Source organism: Arthrobacter sp. YAF17, from assembly GCF_052113365.1.
Lineage (GTDB): Bacteria > Actinomycetota > Actinomycetes > Actinomycetales > Micrococcaceae > Arthrobacter.
Map to the genome: position 1 here is coordinate 158046 of NZ_JBFRDB010000004.1, position 18625 is coordinate 176670.

The window sequence follows — 18625 nt, forward strand, 5'->3', positions numbered from 1 at the left end:
ACAATGTGTTGAAAGCCACATCCACCACCGGCTCAGCCCGGGGCTGGCCCCGGTGGGGCACCAGCCCCGGCGAAACGCCGGAGGATCGACCGGAAACAAAGGAGTTTCATCGATGAGTCAAACCATTAAGGTGTCGAGCCGAGGCTCGGTACGCGCCACCTTCGTAGCCGCCTACAGCGCGGTCACGCTGGCCCAAATCACCAACGCCCTGCCAGGAGCCCTCAGCGGCACGTTTGCTGTGGAATTCCACACCTCGGGGGCTGGCCTGACCTGGATTGCAGGCATGTTCCTGATGGGCATCGTCGTGTTCGAGCTCAGCTGGGGCCTTCTGGGTGACGTGTTCGGACGCAAGAAGTTGCTCTACGTCGGCGCTGCTGTCAGCGTCGTCGGCTCCGTGCTGGCCGCGCTGGCGCCGACCACCGAAATGATGATCTTCGCACAGGCGGTCGGCGGCATCGGGGCGGGCATCCTGTTCCCCATTTCGCTGTCCATGATCGCGGCGATTACGCCGGACCACCGCGCACGGGCGAAGGTCATCGCCACGTGGGCAGGGTTCCTGTCCCTCGGCGCGGTGATCTCCCCGGTACTCGCAGGTTTCACGGCGCAGTTCTTCACCGTGCCGGGTGTTGCTCCGGGCGCACCGAACGCGTTCAGCGGCTGGCGGGCGGCCTACCTGGTTGCGGCCGCCGTCGCCGTGCTCGTTCTCATCGTCGCGCTCCGGGCGAAGGACTCGGCGGCGGGGGAGGGGCGCAAACTGGACCTGCCCGGCCAGATTACGCTCGCGCTCGGCCTTATCGCCGTCCTCTACGCCACCGTGACAGCGGTGGATGCAGGCTTCGGCAGCGCCCAGGTGATTGCAAGCTACGTTGTCGGCGGAATCCTCCTGGTCGCCTTCGTCGTCATCGAATCACGCACCGCGCAGCCGCTGATCCACCTTTCGCTGTTCAAGAACAGCGCCTACTCGATCACGGGCATAGTGGCGGTCACGGGCATGTTCGCCTTCCTCGCGATCTGCTTCAGCACGAGCGTCGCCGTCAGCGGCCTCGCCCTTGCCGAAACCTGGAAGATCGGTGTGCTCTTCGTCTTCATCCAGGGTCCCGCATTCGCCTTCATCCCGGTTGTGGGATGGCTCATTCACCACGTGGCCCCGCGCTGGGTACTCACCGCGGGCTTCGCACTCATGGCCGTCTCCGGTTTCTGGCTCTCGACATTCGCCCTCGGCACTCCGGAGGTCTTCGGCGGCACCCCCTGGACGGCCTTCATCCCGCCGCTTCTGGTGCTCGGTATCGGATTCGCCCTCACCGTCGGCTCCGTCACCGCCGTTGCCATCAACACCGTCCCGCCCCAGCAGATCGGCATGGCTTCGGCGACGACGAACCTCCTTCGCGACCTCGGCTTCGCCCTCGGCCCCGTTGTCGGCTCAGCCATCGCCTTCGGCATCGGAGCGACGGCCTTCGCGGGTCCCCTTGCCGGGATCCTCGGCGGGGCGGGACTCCCCGCAGAGGCCGTCAGCGGGCTGGCGAACGTGCCGCCGCTGGGCTTCCTCGCCGGCTGGGACGGCGTCATCGCCCAGTTCACCGGCCAGGCAGTGGCCGGAGGCGCACCCGCCCCTGCCGTCGACGGCATGGTCCAGGCCCTCAACGCCGCACAACCGCAGATCCAGGGCGTGGCAGGGACCTCGCTGGGCCAGGGGTTCCAGGCTGTGTACCTCACCGCGGGCATCGCGGCGGTCCTCTCCGCCATTCTTACCCTCTTCATCTCCGCACGGTCGTCGGCACCCAAGTCCGATGCCGTCGCGGATACGACTGAAACGAACGTCGAGGCTGCCGTCTAAGACGGCACGTCCCGACCCCAACCATCCGCAAGGAGAACTCCGTGACTGCACCCCTCGAATCAGACATCGACATCTGGAACGACGACATCCTCGTCGACCCGTATCCCACCTACGCCGCGCTACGTGGGCAGGCCGCCGTCGTCCACCTGCCAAAAAACGACCTGTACGTCCTGACGCGTTACGACGCCATCCGCGACGCACTGGGGGATCCGGAAACCTTCTCGTCCACCAGCATCGGGTTCAACCCCATGGTGAACGAGGCGCTGCAGGGCACCTCGCTGGCCTCCGACCCGCCCATTCACACGCAGCTCCGAGCCACCCTGTCCCAGAACCTCACGCCCCGCGCACTCCGCGGTCTGAAAGTGGTCATCGACGAAAAGGCGGACAAGCTTGTCGCCGAGCTCGCCGCCAGTGGCAGCTTCGAGGCCGTCGACTCGCTGGCCCGCGCCTTCCCGATCGAGATCGTGGCCGACCTCATTGGCTTCAGCGGCCACGTCAGGGACAACATGCTGCGCTGGGGCCAGGCCGCGATGCAGGTCCTTGGCCCGCTGAACCAGCGCACCCAGGAGAACTTCCCGATTGCCGGCGAGCTCTACGGCTGGTGCTCCACGGTCACCGCCGAGGACCTCGCGCCCGGCTCCATCGGCCGCGGCATCTTTGACGCCGAGACGCGGGGGGAGATTCCCCAGGGAACTGCCGGGCACATCATCCACCAGTATCTGGGGGCGGGTGTCGACACTACCATCGCGTCCATCGGGAACATCATCGCCCTGTTCGGACACCACCCGGAACAGTTCAAGCTGGTCCGGGAGAACCCGGAGCTCGTCCCGGCGGCTTTCGCCGAGGTGCTGCGCTACTGGGCACCGATCCACGTGTGGGGCCGCAAAGCAACACGTGATGTGCAAGTCGACGGCGTCACCATCCCTGCAGGCGCCCAGGTGGGCATCCTCTTTGGCGCCGGCAACCGCGACCCGCGGCACTACGAGAACCCCGACACCTTTGATGTGCTCCGCAACCCGGTGGACCACCTCGCCTTCGGCTATGGACCGCACGGCTGCGCCGGCCAGGGTCTGGCAAAGCTTGAAGCGCATGCAATCATCGAGGCGCTGGCCCGCCGGGTGGAATCCATGACCATCTCCGACGAGCTCCGCGAACCGAGCAACATGACCCGGAGCTTCGAGAAGCTCCAGGTCACCAAGGTGGTGGCGGCATGAGGATCGAGCTGGACCGGCCGCGCTGCGAGGGACACGGACTGTGCGAGGAAGCCGCACCTGCACTGATGCATCTGGATGACGACGGCGAACTGGTCATCGATGTGCCCGAGGTGGACGGGGCCGGGCTTGATGCCGCGAAGGCGGCCGTCAGGGTCTGCCCGGTCGCCGCGCTGCGGCTGGCCGCGGCATGACGATGCGCAGGATAGTGGTGGTGGGCAATGGCATCGCCGGCCTCACTGCCTGCGACTCGCTCCGTTCGGCCGGCTTCGACGGTGAGCTGACGGTCGTGGGTGCCGAACGCCACCATCCCTACAGCCGCCCGGCCCTGTCGAAAGCGCTGTTGCACGGTGTAAATGGGAGCGGTGGCGGCGATCTCCACGCTCATGAGCTGCCCGAGCCGAGCCACAACGCGGCCGAGCTGCTCGGGATCAGCGCCACGGGTCTCGACGTCGACGCCCGCCTGGTCCGCCTCGACGGGGGCGGTGAGCTGCCGTATGACGGCCTTGTCATCGCCTCCGGATCCCGGGCGAAGCGCCTCGCCGCGGGACCAGGGCCAGGAGGAACGCAGGGGGACGGCCCGCCCCGGGAGCTCACCCTGCGCACCATCGAGGATGCGGTACTCCTCAAGGAACGCGTCGCGTCGCGCCCCACGGTCATCGTGATTGGCGGCGGACCGCTCGGTATGGAGGTCGCGTCGGGATGCCTGCACATGGGCTGCGAGGTCACCCTCGTCGCCGACGCCAAGCCGCTGTCCGGCCAGCTGGGTGACCATCTGGCCGGGCTCTTCACCGACGCTGCCATCCGCCGCGGACTCCGGGTGGTCCGCGGCGGCAAGGCCCGCCTGGTCGATCACGGTTCCGGGTCCAGAGTTGTCCTGGCTGACGGCACCGAACTCGAGGCAGATCTGGTCGTCACGGCCATCGGCGACGAGCCAAACATCGGCTGGCTGGCCGGCTCCAAGCTCCTGGTCGACGGCTCGCTGCGGGTGGACACCCGCGGCCGGCTCCGGCCGGAGATTGTTGCCGCCGGCGACGTGGCGTTCTTCCCGACGACCCGCGGGCTGCAACGCGTGCCCCTGTGGACCAGCGCCATCGACCAAGCCAAGGTCGCTGCCGTCGGTCTGCTCCAAGGCGATGCGGCGCCCGAGCTCAACTTCCAGCCGTATTTCTGGACGGAGGGCTTCGGCCTGTCGCTCAAGTCGGTCGGCTTCACCCCCGTGGCCGGCGCCCCCGACCACTGCGAGCCGGGCAACGGCCCTGAGTCGGTGCTGCTGCGCTGGGAGAACCAGGACGGCTCCGGAACTGCCGCTGCGGTCAATTACAGGATCCCCATCCCGAAACTGCGCCGACTGGCGGACGCCGGCCCGGGAGCGTTCCGCCCGGCAGCGCCCGTGACCGTCTGATGCGCGGCTGCGCGCAGCTTGCTTTACAGCATGTCCGGTGGCCTGCCTTAGCGCATCTTTGCTCTTCCGCCGGGCAACAACCGCACACCATGGATAGGATTGGCTCATGTCGTCACTGCGAGAGGCCCAGAAGCAGCTGACCCGCGACATGATCATCGACCGGGCGCTCGAGCTCTTTACCGGGAAGGGCTACGCTGCGACGACGATCGACGAGATCGCCGTGGCGGCCGGGACAACCCGGGCGACGTTCTATGCGCACTACCCCACGCGTGCTGACCTGATGAGGGACTTCATGGCGCGGGTGAACGCCGTGCTCGACCGCGCGGATGGCCCCGGCCTGGCGACCACCGCCGCCGGCCTCGTCGACGTCGTCCGTGGCGGCGAGCTGGAAGGCATCCTTGCCTGGCTCGAGTCGCGCGCTGCGCTCTGGCCGGTCTTCCGCCCTTACCTCGACGTGCTCGACGAGGCTGCCGCCGTCGACCGCGAGGTGCGGGCGTTGGTCCGGGGGTGGCATGAGGAGGTCATCTCCGACATCGTCCGCGGCATGCAGCTGGCCGGCCGCTTCTCGCAGGAGACGCACCACATCCGGGGAACGCTCGCGTTCACCCAGCTCGACTACGTCGCCACGCTGTGGACGCGACGCAAACTCGAGCCAAACCGCGACCACGCCCTCGAAGTGCTCGCCGACAGCTGGTACCACCTGCTCTGCGATGAACGCTAAGGGTGAGCCGCCCGTAGTCCTTGCCGTCCCGGTGCGTGCTCAGTACAGGAAGATCGGCAGCCAGTCGCGGTTGTGTGCGTGGACCAGCGCGAGGAACAGGACGAAGTCGAACGTCAGGTGCACAGCCACAACGTAGGTGAGGGACTTCGTCAGCTTGAACGTGTAGCCCTGCAGCAGCGCGAACGGGAACGTCAGCAGCGGCCCCCACGACTGGTAGCCGATCTCCCACAGGAATGACGAGAAAATCACGGCCTGCAGGATGTTGGCCAGCCAGTCCGGAAAGTGTTGCCGCAGCAGCGTAAACGTAGTGCAGATGAAGAACAGCTCGTCCCAGATACCGACGGCGTTCACTCCGAGGAAGAGCCGCCAAAAGATGGCCGGGTCGGTTGCGTCCGGCCAGTTTTGGTAGACCCCGGTGCGGATCAGGTACGCGGGCAGAATGAAGTAGCCGAGCAGTACGACGCCGGCCAGGTACAGCTTTGCGGGCAGCGGCCATTTCCGGCCGGTTTTCACCGGAAACCGGATGATTCTCTCGCCGTAGACGAACCGCGACACCAGCCACGGCACGAGCACGGCCAAGGCGAGGGCGCCGCCCATGAGGACGATGTGCTGGGTGCTCAGGTCAGCGTTCAGCGGGACCGCGCTGATGATGACCATGCCCGCCGCGATCAGCGCGAGATGCCGCAGCAACGCGCGGTCGATGAAAGCCGCAGTGATTAGGCCCAGGGCAAGAATTCCGTAGCCGAGGCGATTTTCTGCCCCGAACAGCACCACGCCGGACACCGAGACAAGCGCCGCCGGCACCAGCTTCCAGCTGAGCGCGGTGCGTGGAGCGTCCGTCGAGATGGATTGCACACCACCAGCATGTCAGTGCCGACGACGGCACGCATCGTTCGCCGGAAAGGGCACGTGGGGTGCCGCCGTCATCTCCCTTGCCGGGCTCAGTTCCGGCTCAGGAACTAACGCAGGAAATGTCAGTGCGCGCCGGGCCAGCCCGTGTAGGCCTCGGCGAGGTAGGCGCGGCCGTGGCGGGATGACACCACCGAGTTGAGTTCGCCGAGCTGGCGGGCGCGGGCGAAGTCGTCGCCGTCGGCCGGGGTGTGGAGCATGGAGGTCATCCAGTAGGAGAACTGCTGGGCCTTCCAGACCCGGTCCAGTGCGTTGTGGCTGTAGGCATCCAGGAGTGCGGTGTTTCCGGTTGTGTAAAAGCTGTCGAGGCCTTCAAAGAGGACCTTGACGTCGTGCAGGGCCAGGTTCAGGCCCTTGGCCCCGGTCGGCGGGACGGTGTGGGCGGCGTCGCCGGCGAGGAACAGCTTGCCGTGGCGCATCGGGGTGTGCACGAAGCTGCGGAACTTCAGGACGGTCTTGTCGATGACCGGGCCCTCCTTGAGTTCGAAGCCGTTGCCGTTGACCCTGCTGCGGAAGGTGTCCCAGATCCGGTCCTCGCTCCAGTCGTTGACGTCCTCGTCGGGGTCGCACTGGAAGTACATCCGCTGGACGGTCTCGGTCCGCTGGCTGATCAGGGCGAAGCCGTTCCCGGAGTTCGCGTAGATCAGTTCCTCGGAGCTGCGCGGGGCTTCGGCCAGGATCCCGAACCAGGCGAAGGGATATTCGTGGAAGTACCACTTGCGCCGGGCTTCGGGGATCTGGAAGCGGCTGTGGCTGCGCGAGCCGTCGGCGCCGGCGATGAAGTCCGCCTGCAGCTCCCAGTCCACGCCGTCGGCGTCGGTGAACCAGACCTTGGGCTTGCCCTCGAGGTCATGGATCGTGGTGCCGGTGACGCTGTAACGGACGTCGCCGCCGTCGGCCCGGCGCCGTGCGGCGAGGTCGAGGAACACGTCGGTCTGGGGGTAGAGCCAGACGGACTCGCCGACGAGGCCCTGGAAGTCGATCCGGTGGCTCTCCCCGTTGAAGCGCAGTTCGATGCCGTCGTGGCGGTCGCCGTCGCGCAGTACCCGGTCCGAGACGCCGCTGTCCACGAGCAGGTTCACGGAGCCGTGTTCCAGGATGCCCGCGCGGACGGTTTCGGAGATTTCCTGGTGGCTGCGGATCTCGATTACGGTGGATTCGATGCCCTGCCTGGCCAGCAGGTGCGAGAGCATCAGGCCCGCCGGGCCGGCGCCGATGATGGCGACCTGGGTGGTGATGACTTTGCGGCTTGCCATGGGTGTCCTCGCTTCATTGCGGTGCCGGACTGCGGGGCGGCCGGGCCGGGTGGGTGCTGGCTACAGTGTGCGCCCGGACACGTGAGGTGCGTTACTCGGATTCCGTTGAACGGAATGCATGGCAGGTTCCGGATTCTGCAGTTGCCGCCCAATTCCGCGGGCGGCGGTCTGCAGGGCCGGAACCAGTGCCTGGAGCCGCATCTCCCGCAGGGGAACGACGACGCCGAGCGCCGCCACAGTCCGGTTTCCCGCGTCGCGCACCGGTACAGCGATGCCCCACGTGTCCGGATCCACGACGCCGGCCAGCTGCGCGAAGCCCATGCCGGCCGCCTCGTCCAGCAGGGCGCGGATTTCCTCCGGCTGCACCTTCCCGGCGGGATCGTGGAACTGCCGCACGTACTTCGCCTGCACAGCGGACGGCTGGTTGGCCATCAGTGCCAGCCCGACGGAGGACAGGTGCACCGGCATCCGGCCCGCCACCCGGGCCCGGTTCGTCACAGAGCCGCGGCGCGACAGCCGCTCGACAAACAGCGCCTCCCCGCCCTCCAGCACGGCGAGGTTCACGTTCTGGTTGAGTACCTGTTGGATGTCCTCCATAAAAGGCACAGCAGCCTGGCGGAGGGCCAGGGTGGGCGAATTCCGGTTGACCAGCTCCCACAGGCGCAGGCCCAGCCGGACCGACCCGCCGCTGCCCAGCTCCAGAAGCCCGTGGCCGGCGAGCTGTCGGACCAGCCGGTGGGCCGTGCTCAGCGGCAGGTCGGCCCGGTCCGCAAGCTCGGAGAGCGGCAGCACGGTAATTCCCTCCGGGAAAGCTGCGATCACCCGGACCACCCGGTCCACCACCGAGTCGCCGGTGCCTGAATTCGCCATGGCCGTCACTTCCGTTGAATGGATTCTGCTGCCACTCTACGTGCCCGGACGGCTCTCCGGGCTCACCGGGTGCCCTGCGCCGGGGCCGGGGAGCGGCATTCCGCTTTCTGCGGCAGCTGCCGCCGCACCCGAACCCGACGACTGTTTATTCCTCGTGCCCCTGGTCGCGGCTCATCTGGTCCTCGGCCGGCGGGGTTTCTCCCGGAGGCACTCCTCCGCCGGGTTCCAGCCCGGTGATCTTCCCGCTGAGCGGATCCGGGTTGGCCGAGGAAGCCGGGTCTGCAGCGCCGTCGCCGCGCGCTCCCGGGTGCTCTGCGCGGTCCGCCGGCTTCGGCGGATCCGGATTGGCCGGGTCATTTTCAGGATGGTAGCTGCTCATATTTCTGCCTTTCGTGGGTCGTTCCGGCGGTACCTTCCAGCTATGGCTTCAGGACCACCTTGATGCAGCCGTCTTCCTTTTTCTGAAAGATCTCATAGGCGGCTGCGGCGCCGTCGAGGGAGACTTCGTGTGTTTTGAGGTCCATGACGCCAAGCGGGTCGGCGGGATCTTCCACGAGCGGGAGAAGTTCGTCCGTCCACCGGCGGACGTTGCACTGGCCCATCCGAAGCTGGATCTGCTTGTCGAACATGCTGAGCAGCGGCATGGGGCTGGCTGTGCCGCCGTACACGCCGCTCAGCGAGACGGTCCCACCCCGGCGCACGGAGTCGATGGCGGCATGGAGGACCGTCATCCGGTCGACGCCCGCGGTCTCCATGGCCTTCTTGGCCAGGGCGTCGGGCAGGAGGCCCACCGCGTTCTGTGCAAAGGCGCCGACGGGCGAATTGTGCGCTTCCATGCCGACGGCGTCGACCACCGCGTCGGGGCCTCTTCCGTCGGTCATGTCGCGAAGCTGGTCACCGACGTCCTTGGTGAAATCGATCGTTTCCACTCCGTGCCGCTCGGCCATGCGGCGGCGTTCCGGAACCGGTTCGACGGCGATGACCCGGTGGCCGAGGTGCCGGCCCACCCGGCTGGCGAACTGCCCCACCGGTCCGAGGCCGAAGACGGCCAGCGTCCCGCCGGCGGGGACGTCGGCGTACTTCACGCCCTGCCAGGCGGTTGGGAGGATATCCGAAAGGTAGAGGTACCGCTCGTCGGGCAGTTCCTGCCCCACCTTGACCGGTCCGTAGTCGGCGTGCGGCACGCGCAGGTATTCTGCTTGGCCGCCGGGGACCGACCCGTAGAGCTCGGAGAATCCGAACAGGCTCGCCCCGCTGTTGTGCGCGTGGACCTGGGTTGTCTCGCACTGGGACTGCAGGCCCTGTTTGCACATCCAGCAGTGGCCGCAGGAAATGTTAAACGGGATAACAACCCTGTCGCCGGGCTTGAGGTTTATGACTCCGGACCCCACCTCCTGGACAACCCCCATGGGCTCGTGGCCCAGGATGTCGCCGGACTTCATATACGGCCCGAGCACCTCGTACAGGTGAAGGTCTGAACCGCAGATCGCCGATGAGGTGATCTTCACGATGGCGTCCGTCGGTTCCTGGATTACCGGATCCGGAACCTCCTCGACGCTGACCGACCGTTTCCCCTGCCAGGTAAGTGCCCTCATGCCCGCTCCTTCAGTTGCTGTTGGAATTGATAAGTATGCTGACCAATCTGATTATTGCCTGTCTTCGCTTCGATGGGAAGGCGGCCCGGCCCGCGGGCGGCACCGCCGCCTATGCTTATGGAATGGAAAGTGTTCGCGCAGACGAAGGACCGGTGAAGGCTGTGGACCAGCGCGCCCTGGCCGTCTCCGTGATCGACATTTCCGCCGATATCCGCCGGAAATCGCTCAATGACACCGGCGTCCGGCCGCTGTCCAACGGCGTGCTGGAGATCCTTCGCGTCATCGAAAGCCACCCGGGCATCACTGTCGCGGAAGTCGCCGCCCGGCTTGGCCGGCAGTTCAGCAACGTCAGTGTCCAGCTCCGGGAACTGGTCGCCGCCGGCCTCGTCACGCGCACCCGCGACGCCGCCGACAAGCGCTACGTGGCCCTCCACCCCACGCCGGAATCCCAGCGGATCAAAGCGCTCCTTGAAGGCGCCTGGGCGGATGCCCTGGCCGCCGCGAGTTCACGCCTGCTGCCCGAAGAGCGCGAGCAGATCGCCGCCAGCCTGCCGGCCCTGCAGCGCCTCGCCGCGCTTCTCGCCGAGCCCGAGTAGCGCACGTCACCGCCCAATTCACGTCCTATGTACTCACCGATAGTAGTTATACTTGCATAAGTATTATTACTTTGAAGGGTGGAAACAGGCGTGGCAACACAGTTGGCAGAAACAGGCATACAGCAGGGGAGCAGGCCCAAAAGCCGCTGGTGGGCGCTGGTGTTCCTGGCCCTCGCGCAATTCATGGTGGTGCTCGACGGCACCATCGTGAACCTGGCGCTGCCGCGGCTCCAGGTCGAGATGGGTATCAGTGACTCGACGCGTTCCTGGGTGGTGACGGCCTACGCCCTGGCCTTCGGCGCCTTCCTGCTGCTCGGCGGCCGGATCGCCGACTTCTGGGGCCGCAAGCGGACCTTCATCGTGGCCGCCCTCGGCTTCGCCGTCGCGTCCCTGGCCGGCGGCATCGCGCAGCAGCCGTGGGAACTGATCGGCGCCCGGGCGCTGCAGGGTGTGTTCGCGGCGCTGCTGGCCCCCGCCGCGCTGGCGCTCCTCACGGTCGCGTTTCCGGGCGGAAGGGACCGCGGCACGGCGTTTGCGATCTTCGGCTCCATCACCGGTGTCGGTGCAGCCGCCGGCGTCCTGCTGGGCGGCTTCCTCACGGAACACGTGAGCTGGCGCTGGTGCTTCTTCGTGAACGTGCCGATCGCCCTCGTCGCCCTCGCCGGCGTGTGGTCCCTCGTCAGCGAAAGCAAGGCCCAGGGATCCACCAGGTACGACTGGCCCGGCGTTGTCCTGGCCGCCCTCGGCCTGGGGTCCCTGGTGTACGGCTTCACCAACGCGGAGCACGGCTGGGACGCCCCCGAAGCCTGGGGTTTCATCGCCGCCGGCGCCGTGCTCATGGTGCTGTTCGTCGCCGTCGAGCGGAAGGTCAAACACCCGCTCCTGCCGCTGCGCGTGGCCACCGAGCGGAACCGCGGTGCGGCCTTCCTGGCCTCGTTCCTGTCCGGGGCCGTCCTCATTGGCGGCATCCTCTTCATCAACTTCTACATCCAGATCGTCCTCGGCTTCGCACCGTTCCTCGCCGGCCTCGCGTCGCTGCCCATGACGGTTGCGGTGCTCATCACGGCGGGTCTCGTGGCGAAGAACCTGCCGAAACTCGGGGCAAAGATCCCGACGGCCGTGGGCCCGGTCTTTCTGGCCGCTGCGATGCTGTGGCTCTCCCGGGTCAGCGCCGAGGGCAGCTACCTCGTCAACATGCTGCCCGCGCTGCTGCTCATGGGTATTGGCCTGGGCATGGTCTTTGTGCCGATGCAGAACCTCGCCCTGTTCGGCGTGGACAAGGAAGACTCCGGCGTCGCCAGCGCCCTGGTCAACGCCTCGCAGCAGATCGGCGGGTCCCTGGGCATCGCGCTGTTCAGCACCATCGCCGCAGCGGCCACGGCCGGCGGCGTGTCCCTTGCGGCGCTTTCGACCGGCTACGCCATGGTCTTCCTGTGGGCCGCGGGCATCGCGATCCTGATCGCCCCGATCGCCGTGCTGCTCATCAACATCGACCGCGCGACGTTCACCGGCACCGACGGCGACGCGCCGGTCGTCCACCTGGGCTGACGGGCAGCCGCTGCGGTCCGGGGGCACTTTGGCGCGGACACGCCGTCAGCCTGCGCGCCGGCGTCGAAGATCGCCCTCAAAGTGCCCCGGGACGGAGGATTTGAGGCGTTAACAAGGAAAGCCCCCTCGGTGTGAGGGGGCCTTCCGCTAATAGCTGCGGTTCAGATCCACTTCGGCGCGGCCGGAACCGTGCCGTTGGATGATCCAGCACCGGGTCCGACGGCGGTGATGCCGCCGTTGCCGCGGCCTGCGGCCCATTCGACGACGGCCGCCAGCGGCCCGGAGACCACGGTGGGGGACGCCGACGTCGTGTCCCCGAACGTGAGATCGCGGTCCGTCACCTTGACCACGAGGCCAGCGTCGGTGCCGCGGGTCTTCCAGGCGCCGGTGATGTCCTTCAGCAGCCGTTCCAGGACGGGGGCCGGGATGTCGGCAAAGGCGGCGCCGTTGGCCAGGTCCACGGCGTGCATCCAGACTTCGCGGCTGCGCATCCAGACGGTTTCGGTGGCGGGCACTTCGCGGCCCTGGATGGTGCGGACCTTGTGGTGCCAGGCGTCCTCCGGCAGGTCCCGCCATTCGACGTTCAGGTGCACGGCGGAGTGGTCGAAGAGGTGCCGGAGCGCGATCGGGCTCAGCGTGGCGCCGAAATTGATCTCGTGGTCGCGGACCTCGGTGGAGGCGTACATCGGGGTTTCCACCCCGGTGGCCGCCCACTCAACCAGGCGCGCGATGGCCCGGGCGTTGTAGCCAATGTGCGCCGTGATGTGGCGGCGGGTCCAGCCCGGCAGCAGCGTGTCGCCGTCGAGCTCCGCGTCGGACAGCTCGTTGAGCTTCCGGGCGAAGAACGCCGTGCCCCGGCGCGCCTGCAGCAGGGCCGCAAGCAGCTCCGGGTCCGTCGTCTGGTCGTGGCGGGCAACCATCAGGCTTCCTTGACCACGCGGTTCTTCAGCTGTCCCAGGCCCTCGATGGTGGTGACCAGGATCTGGCCTTCCTGCAGGTAGCGCTTCGGGTCCTGGGCGTGGCCCACTCCGCCGGGGGTGCCGGTGGCGATGACGTCGCCCGGGTTCAGCGTGATGATGGTGGAGATGTAGGAGACCAGGAACTCCGGCGTGAAGACGACGTCGTTGGTGGGCGTCTGCTGCTGGATCTCGCCGTCGACAGCGGTGGTCATGAGGCCGCCGCTGAACTCGTCCTTGGTGACCAGGGCCGGGCCGAACGGGGTGGACTTCTCCCAGGTCTTGCCCTGCAGCCACTGGATGGTGCGGAACTGGTAGTCGCGCATGGACACGTCGTTGAGGACGGCGTATCCGGCGATGTGGCCGGCGGCGTCGGCTTCGGAAATCCGGCGGCCCTTCTTGCCGATCACGACGGCGAGCTCGGACTCCCAGTCGACCGTGTCGGATTCCTGCGGCAGGGCCAGGTCATCGTTCGGGCCGATCAGGGATTCCTGGTACTTGGCGAACAGGGTGGGGAACTCGGGGACTTCCCGGCCCATTTCCTTGATGTGGTTGCGGTAGTTGTGGCCCACGCAGATGATCTTGCCGGGGGAGGGGACCACGGCGTCGAGGTCCGCGCCTTCGAGCGGGTGGGTGGCGCCGTTCGCGTTCTGGGCGGTCGCTTCCCAGCCCTCTGAGCGGAGCAGCGCTCCGACGTCGGCGAAGCCGTCGATCTCGGTCAGGGTGTCGCCGTCCTGGCGCACGGCCTGGGTGCCGGTTTCAGTGCGGAGGGTGAGGAGTCTCATTTGTTGTTGCGTCCTTCGATGTAGGTGCGGTTGAAGTTCAGCCGTTCGAAAATGGGGGCGTCGCTGAAGCGGAAGAGGTCGAACTCGTTCTCCGCCTGCAGCGACCAGGCAGCCCAGGACGGGACGACGAACAGGTCGCCCTTTTCCAGGGTCCTGGTTTCGCCGTTGAGGACCACGGAACCGGAGCCCTCGAAGACCTGCCAGACGCTGGAGCCGACCTCGCGCACGGCTTCGGTGGAGGCGCCGGCGCGGAGGCGGTGGAATTCGGCCCGGATGGTCGGCATGACGTCGCCGCCGGTGGTGGGGTTGGTGAAGCGGACGGCGGCGTGGCCCTGGGCCACGGTGGCCGGGTGGCCCTCGTCCTCGAGCAGCAGCTGCTCGCGCAGTGCGCGGTCGGTGTGTTCCCAGCGGTAGGCCGCGATCGGGGAGCTTGTGGTGTCGTCCAGGCCCGAGAGGGGACGCAATCCCGGGTGCGCCCAGAGCCGTTCGGAGCGGGAGATGTCCGGGGTGGCCTCGTCGGTGACGCGCTCCGTGCCGAACTCGAAGAAACCGGCGTCGGCGTAATGCACGAACGGGATGTCCAGGCCGTCGATCCAGGCCATCGGCTCATCGGTGTCGTTGTGGTGGCCGTGGAAGTTCCAGCCCGGGGTCAGCAGGAAGTCGCCGCGGGACATCCGGACCGGGTCGCCGTTCACCACGGTCCAGACGCCCTCGCCTTCTACGACAAAGCGGAACGCGTTCTGGGAGTGGCGGTGTTCCGGGGCGGTCTCGCGGGCACCGAGGTACTGGATGGCTGCCCACAGCGTGGGCGTGGCGTACGGGGTATTGCCCAGGCCGGGGTTGGCCAGGGCGATGGCGCGGCGTTCCCCGCCGCGGCCGACGGGAACCAGGTCGCCGGCGCGGGCAGCCAGCGGGTACAGGTCGCTCCAGCGCCACACGTGGGGCACCGCCTTGGGGGTCGGGACCATGGGCATCAGGTCCGCGATCTCGGTCCACAGCGGGATCAGGTTCTCGCGGTCAAAATCCCGGTAGAGCTCCTGCAGCTGGGCGGCTTCTTCGGGCGTCGGCTCCGGGGCAGTGTGCCCGGCGGCCACTGATTCGTGAGTCGTGTTCTCGGCGCTGATGGACACGGAGGCCTCCTCGGTAGGGTCAGAACAGATATTTGGCGTAGTTCGACTCTACGGACGCCGCAGTGTGACCCCCAACATATTCTGCTGGCCAGAATCGTTGGGACCGCCCTGAGTGGGGGCGGCCGCAGCGTGCGGCGCGAGACCTCGGCTCAGTCCGGCTCGGCCGGATTGGCCGCAATATCGATCTCCAGCTGCCGGCAGGTTTCCCGCAGGGCGGGGACTAGCCCGGCGTCGAACACCCTGCGGAAGCGGGTCGCGGGGGTGGCGACGCTGAGCGCGCCCACCACGAGCCCGCGCCGGTTGTGCAGGGCGATGCCAAGGGCGCTCACGCCGTCCTCCGTGCCTTCGAAATTGGCGGCGAAGCCGTTGCCGCGGATGGACTCCAGCTCGCGCAGGAACGCAGCATATTCCGCGGCCGGAATGGTGTCCCCGCCGATCTCGGCATTGTTGCTGCGGAAGAGCTGGTCAATCATCGGGGGATCCAGTTCGGCGAGCATGGCCTTGCCGCCGGAGGTTCTGTTGGCGGGCATCACGGTTCCCTGCCGGTCACCAACCCGCAACACATTGTTTCCCTCGACGGTGGCCAGGAAACGCACTTTTGTCCCCACCCGCACCATGAGGTTGACGGTCTCGTTGAGCCGCGCGGAGAGCAGTTCCATGTGCGGCTGGGCCAGCGAACGGAGCAGCCTGGTCCAGCTCAGCCCGGCCGGCCCGACGCCCATCGCCGGACCCGGCACATAGCGGCGGGTTTCATCCTGCACTGCGAAGCCCCGGTAGACCAGCATCGCCAGGAGGCGGTGGGCGGTGGACGGGGCCACGCCCAGCTCCTCGGCGGCGTCCTTGAGCCGCAGCGTCCCGCCATCGCGGAGCAGCTGCAGGAGCTGCAGCGCGTTGTCGACCGCCTCGATGGAATAGGTCGGCCGCTTCTGGACGGGCTTCCTCGCCGACTTGGTCACTGGCTTGTTCTGCACATCAGAATTCTATTGTGGTTCACCTGCGGCGGCTAGGACAGTTAGTGGCATGAATCACACACCTTCCGCTGCAGCGCCGCACCGGCCCCCGCCCGGGGCCCCCGCACCCACTGCCGCCGATGGGCCCGCATCCCGGTTCTCGAAAGGCTCGGCAGCCGCCGTCTTCGTCTGCTGGCTCCTGGTGGTCTTCGACGGCTACGACCTGATCGTCTACGGCACGGTCCAGTCCTCACTGATCTCGGAGACCGGCTGGGGCCTGACGAAGGCCACCGCCGGAACCATCGGTTCCATGGCTTTCGTCGGCATGATGATCGGGGCGATCTTCGCCGGCCGCATGGCCGACTCGTGGGGCCGCCGCCGCACCATCCTGGGCTGCGCCGTCGTCTTCTCGGTCTTCACCGTCCTCTGCGCCTTCGCCCCCAACGCCGCCGTCTTCGGCGCCCTTCGGCTCCTTGCCGGCATTGGGCTGGGTGGCCTGGTGCCCTCGGCCAACGCCCTCGTGGCCGAACTTGTCCCGACCAAATGGCGGTCCACCATCGCCACCCTGATGATGTCCGGTGTCCCGATCGGCGGATCCATCGCCGCCCTGGTCGGCATCCAGCTGATCCCCGCCTTGGGCTGGGAGTCCATGTTCCTCGTGGCCGGGCTGGCCCTGGTGATCGTGGTGCCGCTGGGGCTCAAACACCTTCCGGAGACGCTGGCGCCCGTCGGCGCCAAGGACAAGCACACCGGCGCCGGCAAGACCCACACAATCAAGGAGCCGTCGGGGTTCTCCTCCCTGCTCCGCGCCCCGTACCTTGGCGTGAGCATGCTGTTCGCCCTGGCCACGATCGCGACGCTCTTCGCCTGGTATGGACTGGGCACCTGGCTGCCCAACCTGATGCAGCTGGCCGGCTACAACCTGGGCTCCGCGCTGACCTTCGCGCTGGCACTGAACCTGGGTGCGGTGGCCGGTTCGGTCCTCACCGCCTGGGCCGGGACCCGCTTCGGCCCGGTGCCGACCGCCATCGCCGCGGCTGCCGTCGCAGCCGGTGCACTGATGGTCCTGGTCGCCGGCCCCCCGGTCACGGTCGTGTACCTCATGCTGGTCCTCGCCGGCGTCGGAACCCATGGCACGCAGTGCCTGATCATCGCCGCCGTCGCGAGCCATTACCCCGGCCACCTGCGCGGCACCGCACTGGGCTGGGCGCTGGGGACGGGCCGCATCGGCGCCGTCGCCGCACCCCAGGTCGGAGGCCTACTGCTGGCCGCCGGGCTGGGCGTCAATTCCAACTTCCTCGCCTTCGCCGGGGCAGCCGCGATCGCCGCGGTCCTGCTGGCCGCCGTCGGCCTCAAACTCAAGTCAAAATCCTCAATCTCACCCTTATCAACAGGAGCAAGCAATGTCTGAGAACGTCCAGTCCACCGGTGACCAGTCCACCGATGTCCTCGTCATCGGAGGGGGAATGGCCGGACTGGCCGGGGCCCTCGCGCTGCGTGAAAACGGCGCCAACGTCACCCTGGTGGAGCGGGCTCCCGAATTCGGCGAGGTCGGCGCCGGGCTGCAGATGGCGCCCAACGCCTCCCGCGTGCTGAAGCGCTGGGGCCTCCTGGAGAAGGCCCTGGAAATCGGCGTCCAGCCCAAGCACCTGGTCTTCCGCGACGCCGTCACCGGCGAGGAGCTCACCCGCCAGACCCTCACCGGGGAATTCGCGGACCGCTACGGCGCCCCGTACGTCGTCATCCACCGCAGCGACCTGCACCGGGTCCTGCTCGAAGGCTGCGAGGCGGCCGGCGTCAAGCTGGTCAACGACGTTATGGTCGAAAGCGTGGAAACCGTCAACGGCCGCGGCGTGGCCCACACCGCCGCCGGCGTGGACTACGAGGCCGACGTCGTGATCGGCGCCGACGGGCTCCGGTCCACCCTGCGCCCGCTCGTGGCCAGTGACGAGCCCGTCTCCTCGGCCTATGTCGCCTACCGCGGCACCGTCCCGATCACCGAAGACACCCCCAAGGCCGACCTCGAGGACGTCATTGTCTACCTCGGCCCGGACTGCCACCTCGTGCAGTACCCGCTGCGCAAGGGCGAGCTGCTGAACACCGTGGCCGTCTTCAAGTCCCCCTCCTTCGAGCGCGGCGAAGAGCAGTACGGCGGAGTGGACGAGCTCGAGGCTGCCTACAAGGACTGTGTCCCGGCCGTTCAGGAAGCGCTGAAGAACCTGGCGACCGGCATCCGCTGGCCCATGTACGACCGCGACCCGATCGAAAACTGGGTCGCCGGCCGGATGGTGCTGATGGGTGACGCCGCGCACCCGATGCTCCAGTACCTTGCCCAGGGCGCCTGCCAGGCGCTCGAGGACGCCGCCGCCCTGCAGGATGCCACCGAGGGCACGGTCTTCACGGACCACGGCGTGAACCCGGAAGCCTGGGACGGTGCAATCAGGGAGTTCAACGAAGTCCGCGCCGGCCGCACCGCCCGGGTCCAGCGCACCGCCCGCGTCTGGGGCGAATCCTGGCACGTCTCCGGCCTGGCCCGGACGCTGCGCAACCTGCTCTTCAAGAGCCGGAAGGACAACGACTTCCGGTACAACGACTGGCTGTACGGCCAGGACGGCGACGGCGTCCCGGCAGTCCGCGAGGCCCGCTCCACCCTGACGGACCGGGTTTCCGCCTGACCTGATCAGAACGACGCGGAGTCACCTACGGCCCATCCCGAGGCCGCAGAATCATACGGTCGTTGCAACATCTGATTTTTTGGAGGTTGCCATGCCGAGTGGTTTTCGGGCGCCGGATGCGCTGAAGGATGAGTTCTTTTCGCTTCTGCGGCAGGGGGTGTCGGTCAAGGAAGCCTCTGCCCGG

At 67.7% G+C, this 18625-nt stretch carries 18 protein-coding genes; 9 read left to right on the forward strand and 9 right to left on the reverse strand.

Annotated elements, in window-relative coordinates:
* Positions 1 to 112: 112 nt before the first annotated feature.
* From AB4Y67_RS05835 to AB4Y67_RS05855, 5 genes are all read left to right on the forward strand, one after another.
* Positions 113 to 1834, forward strand: coding sequence for an MFS transporter (locus tag AB4Y67_RS05835; protein ID WP_441404844.1), 1722 nt, complete (start codon positions 113 to 115; stop codon positions 1832 to 1834).
* 41 nt (positions 1835 to 1875) lie between these two features.
* Positions 1876 to 3048 (forward strand): cytochrome P450, encoded by a 1173-nt coding sequence (locus tag AB4Y67_RS05840; RefSeq protein ID WP_441404845.1) that lies wholly within the window; start codon positions 1876 to 1878, stop codon positions 3046 to 3048.
* Positions 3045 to 3239: a ferredoxin gene (locus tag AB4Y67_RS05845; protein WP_441404846.1), complete on the forward strand. Its 195-nt coding sequence runs from the start codon at positions 3045 to 3047 to the stop codon at positions 3237 to 3239. The genes AB4Y67_RS05840 and AB4Y67_RS05845 overlap by 4 nt, the downstream gene beginning before the upstream one ends.
* Positions 3236 to 4450: an NAD(P)/FAD-dependent oxidoreductase gene (locus AB4Y67_RS05850; RefSeq protein ID WP_441404847.1), complete on the forward strand. Its 1215-nt coding sequence runs from the start codon at positions 3236 to 3238 to the stop codon at positions 4448 to 4450. Before AB4Y67_RS05845 ends, AB4Y67_RS05850 begins: the two co-directional genes overlap by 4 nt.
* 106 nt (positions 4451 to 4556) lie before the next feature.
* Complete coding sequence (locus tag AB4Y67_RS05855; protein WP_441404848.1) at positions 4557 to 5171, forward strand: TetR/AcrR family transcriptional regulator; 615 nt, start codon at positions 4557 to 4559, stop codon at positions 5169 to 5171.
* 39 nt (positions 5172 to 5210) lie between these two features.
* Here the strand turns inward: AB4Y67_RS05855 and AB4Y67_RS05860 are convergent, their stop codons facing one another.
* From AB4Y67_RS05860 to AB4Y67_RS05880, 5 genes are all read right to left on the reverse strand, one after another.
* A complete protein-coding gene (locus tag AB4Y67_RS05860; RefSeq protein ID WP_441404849.1) occupies positions 5211 to 6026 on the reverse strand; it encodes a CPBP family glutamic-type intramembrane protease in 816 nt (271 codons plus the stop codon).
* Positions 6027 to 6145: 119 nt separating this feature from the next.
* On the reverse strand, positions 6146 to 7336 hold the full coding sequence (locus AB4Y67_RS05865; protein ID WP_441404850.1) for a 4-hydroxybenzoate 3-monooxygenase: 1191 nt from the start codon (positions 7334 to 7336) through the stop codon (positions 6146 to 6148).
* Between the two features lie 60 nt (positions 7337 to 7396).
* The gene (locus AB4Y67_RS05870) at positions 7397 to 8206 is read right to left on the reverse strand and encodes an IclR family transcriptional regulator (protein WP_441404851.1); all 810 of its coding nucleotides are present in this window, start codon (positions 8204 to 8206) and stop codon (positions 7397 to 7399) included.
* 145 nt (positions 8207 to 8351) lie between these two features.
* On the reverse strand, positions 8352 to 8585 hold the full coding sequence (locus AB4Y67_RS05875; protein WP_441404852.1) for a DUF6480 family protein: 234 nt from the start codon (positions 8583 to 8585) through the stop codon (positions 8352 to 8354).
* A gap of 40 nt (positions 8586 to 8625) precedes the next feature.
* On the reverse strand, positions 8626 to 9801 hold the full coding sequence (locus tag AB4Y67_RS05880; protein ID WP_441404853.1) for a zinc-dependent alcohol dehydrogenase: 1176 nt from the start codon (positions 9799 to 9801) through the stop codon (positions 8626 to 8628).
* A 122-nt stretch (positions 9802 to 9923) separates the two neighbouring features.
* Between AB4Y67_RS05880 and AB4Y67_RS05885 the strand changes: the two genes are divergently transcribed.
* A complete protein-coding gene (locus tag AB4Y67_RS05885; RefSeq protein WP_441404854.1) occupies positions 9924 to 10397 on the forward strand; it encodes a MarR family winged helix-turn-helix transcriptional regulator in 474 nt (157 codons plus the stop codon).
* 90 nt (positions 10398 to 10487) lie between these two features.
* A complete protein-coding gene (locus tag AB4Y67_RS05890) occupies positions 10488 to 11945 on the forward strand; it encodes an MFS transporter (protein WP_441404855.1) in 1458 nt (485 codons plus the stop codon).
* 161 nt (positions 11946 to 12106) lie between these two features.
* Here the strand turns inward: AB4Y67_RS05890 and AB4Y67_RS05895 are convergent, their stop codons facing one another.
* From AB4Y67_RS05895 to AB4Y67_RS05910, 4 genes are all read right to left on the reverse strand, one after another.
* Positions 12107 to 12865 carry a maleylpyruvate isomerase family mycothiol-dependent enzyme gene (locus AB4Y67_RS05895; RefSeq protein ID WP_441404856.1) on the reverse strand — a complete coding sequence of 253 codons (759 nt, stop codon included), beginning with the start codon at positions 12863 to 12865 and terminating at the stop codon, positions 12107 to 12109.
* Positions 12865 to 13686 (reverse strand): fumarylacetoacetate hydrolase family protein, encoded by an 822-nt coding sequence (locus AB4Y67_RS05900; RefSeq protein ID WP_441404857.1) that lies wholly within the window; start codon positions 13684 to 13686, stop codon positions 12865 to 12867. Before AB4Y67_RS05900 ends, AB4Y67_RS05895 begins: the two co-directional genes overlap by 1 nt.
* Positions 13683 to 14816 (reverse strand): cupin domain-containing protein, encoded by a 1134-nt coding sequence (locus AB4Y67_RS05905; RefSeq protein ID WP_441404858.1) that lies wholly within the window; start codon positions 14814 to 14816, stop codon positions 13683 to 13685. The genes AB4Y67_RS05900 and AB4Y67_RS05905 overlap by 4 nt, the downstream gene beginning before the upstream one ends.
* 149 nt (positions 14817 to 14965) lie before the next feature.
* A complete protein-coding gene (locus tag AB4Y67_RS05910) occupies positions 14966 to 15787 on the reverse strand; it encodes an IclR family transcriptional regulator (RefSeq protein WP_441404859.1) in 822 nt (273 codons plus the stop codon).
* Between the two features lie 49 nt (positions 15788 to 15836).
* Here AB4Y67_RS05910 and AB4Y67_RS05915 point away from each other — a divergent pair, with 49 nt between their 5' ends.
* Both AB4Y67_RS05915 and AB4Y67_RS05920 read left to right on the forward strand, forming a co-directional pair.
* A complete protein-coding gene (locus AB4Y67_RS05915; RefSeq protein WP_441404860.1) occupies positions 15837 to 17177 on the forward strand; it encodes an MFS transporter in 1341 nt (446 codons plus the stop codon).
* Entirely contained in the window at positions 17170 to 18441 is a 1272-nt protein-coding gene (locus tag AB4Y67_RS05920; RefSeq protein ID WP_441404861.1) for an FAD-dependent oxidoreductase, read from the forward strand. Before AB4Y67_RS05915 ends, AB4Y67_RS05920 begins: the two co-directional genes overlap by 8 nt.
* The last annotated feature ends 184 nt before the right edge of the window (positions 18442 to 18625 follow it).

Coding starts and splice junctions, on each gene's coding strand:
- AB4Y67_RS05835 (WP_441404844.1), top strand. CDS start 113: ATGAGTCAAACCATTAAGGTGTCGAGCCGAGGCTCGGTACGCGCCACC.
- AB4Y67_RS05845 (WP_441404846.1), top strand. CDS start 3,045: ATGAGGATCGAGCTGGACCGGCCGCGCTGCGAGGGACACGGACTGTGC.
- AB4Y67_RS05850 (WP_441404847.1), top strand. CDS start 3,236: ATGACGATGCGCAGGATAGTGGTGGTGGGCAATGGCATCGCCGGCCTC.
- AB4Y67_RS05855 (WP_441404848.1), top strand. CDS start 4,557: ATGTCGTCACTGCGAGAGGCCCAGAAGCAGCTGACCCGCGACATGATC.
- AB4Y67_RS05865 (WP_441404850.1), bottom strand. CDS start 7,336: ATGGCAAGCCGCAAAGTCATCACCACCCAGGTCGCCATCATCGGCGCC.
- AB4Y67_RS05870 (WP_441404851.1), bottom strand. CDS start 8,206: ATGGCGAATTCAGGCACCGGCGACTCGGTGGTGGACCGGGTGGTCCGG.
- AB4Y67_RS05875 (WP_441404852.1), bottom strand. CDS start 8,585: ATGAGCAGCTACCATCCTGAAAATGACCCGGCCAATCCGGATCCGCCG.
- AB4Y67_RS05880 (WP_441404853.1), bottom strand. CDS start 9,801: ATGAGGGCACTTACCTGGCAGGGGAAACGGTCGGTCAGCGTCGAGGAG.
- AB4Y67_RS05885 (WP_441404854.1), top strand. CDS start 9,924: ATGGAAAGTGTTCGCGCAGACGAAGGACCGGTGAAGGCTGTGGACCAG.
- AB4Y67_RS05895 (WP_441404856.1), bottom strand. CDS start 12,865: ATGGTTGCCCGCCACGACCAGACGACGGACCCGGAGCTGCTTGCGGCC.
- AB4Y67_RS05900 (WP_441404857.1), bottom strand. CDS start 13,686: ATGAGACTCCTCACCCTCCGCACTGAAACCGGCACCCAGGCCGTGCGC.
- AB4Y67_RS05915 (WP_441404860.1), top strand. CDS start 15,837: ATGAATCACACACCTTCCGCTGCAGCGCCGCACCGGCCCCCGCCCGGG.
- AB4Y67_RS05920 (WP_441404861.1), top strand. CDS start 17,170: ATGTCTGAGAACGTCCAGTCCACCGGTGACCAGTCCACCGATGTCCTC.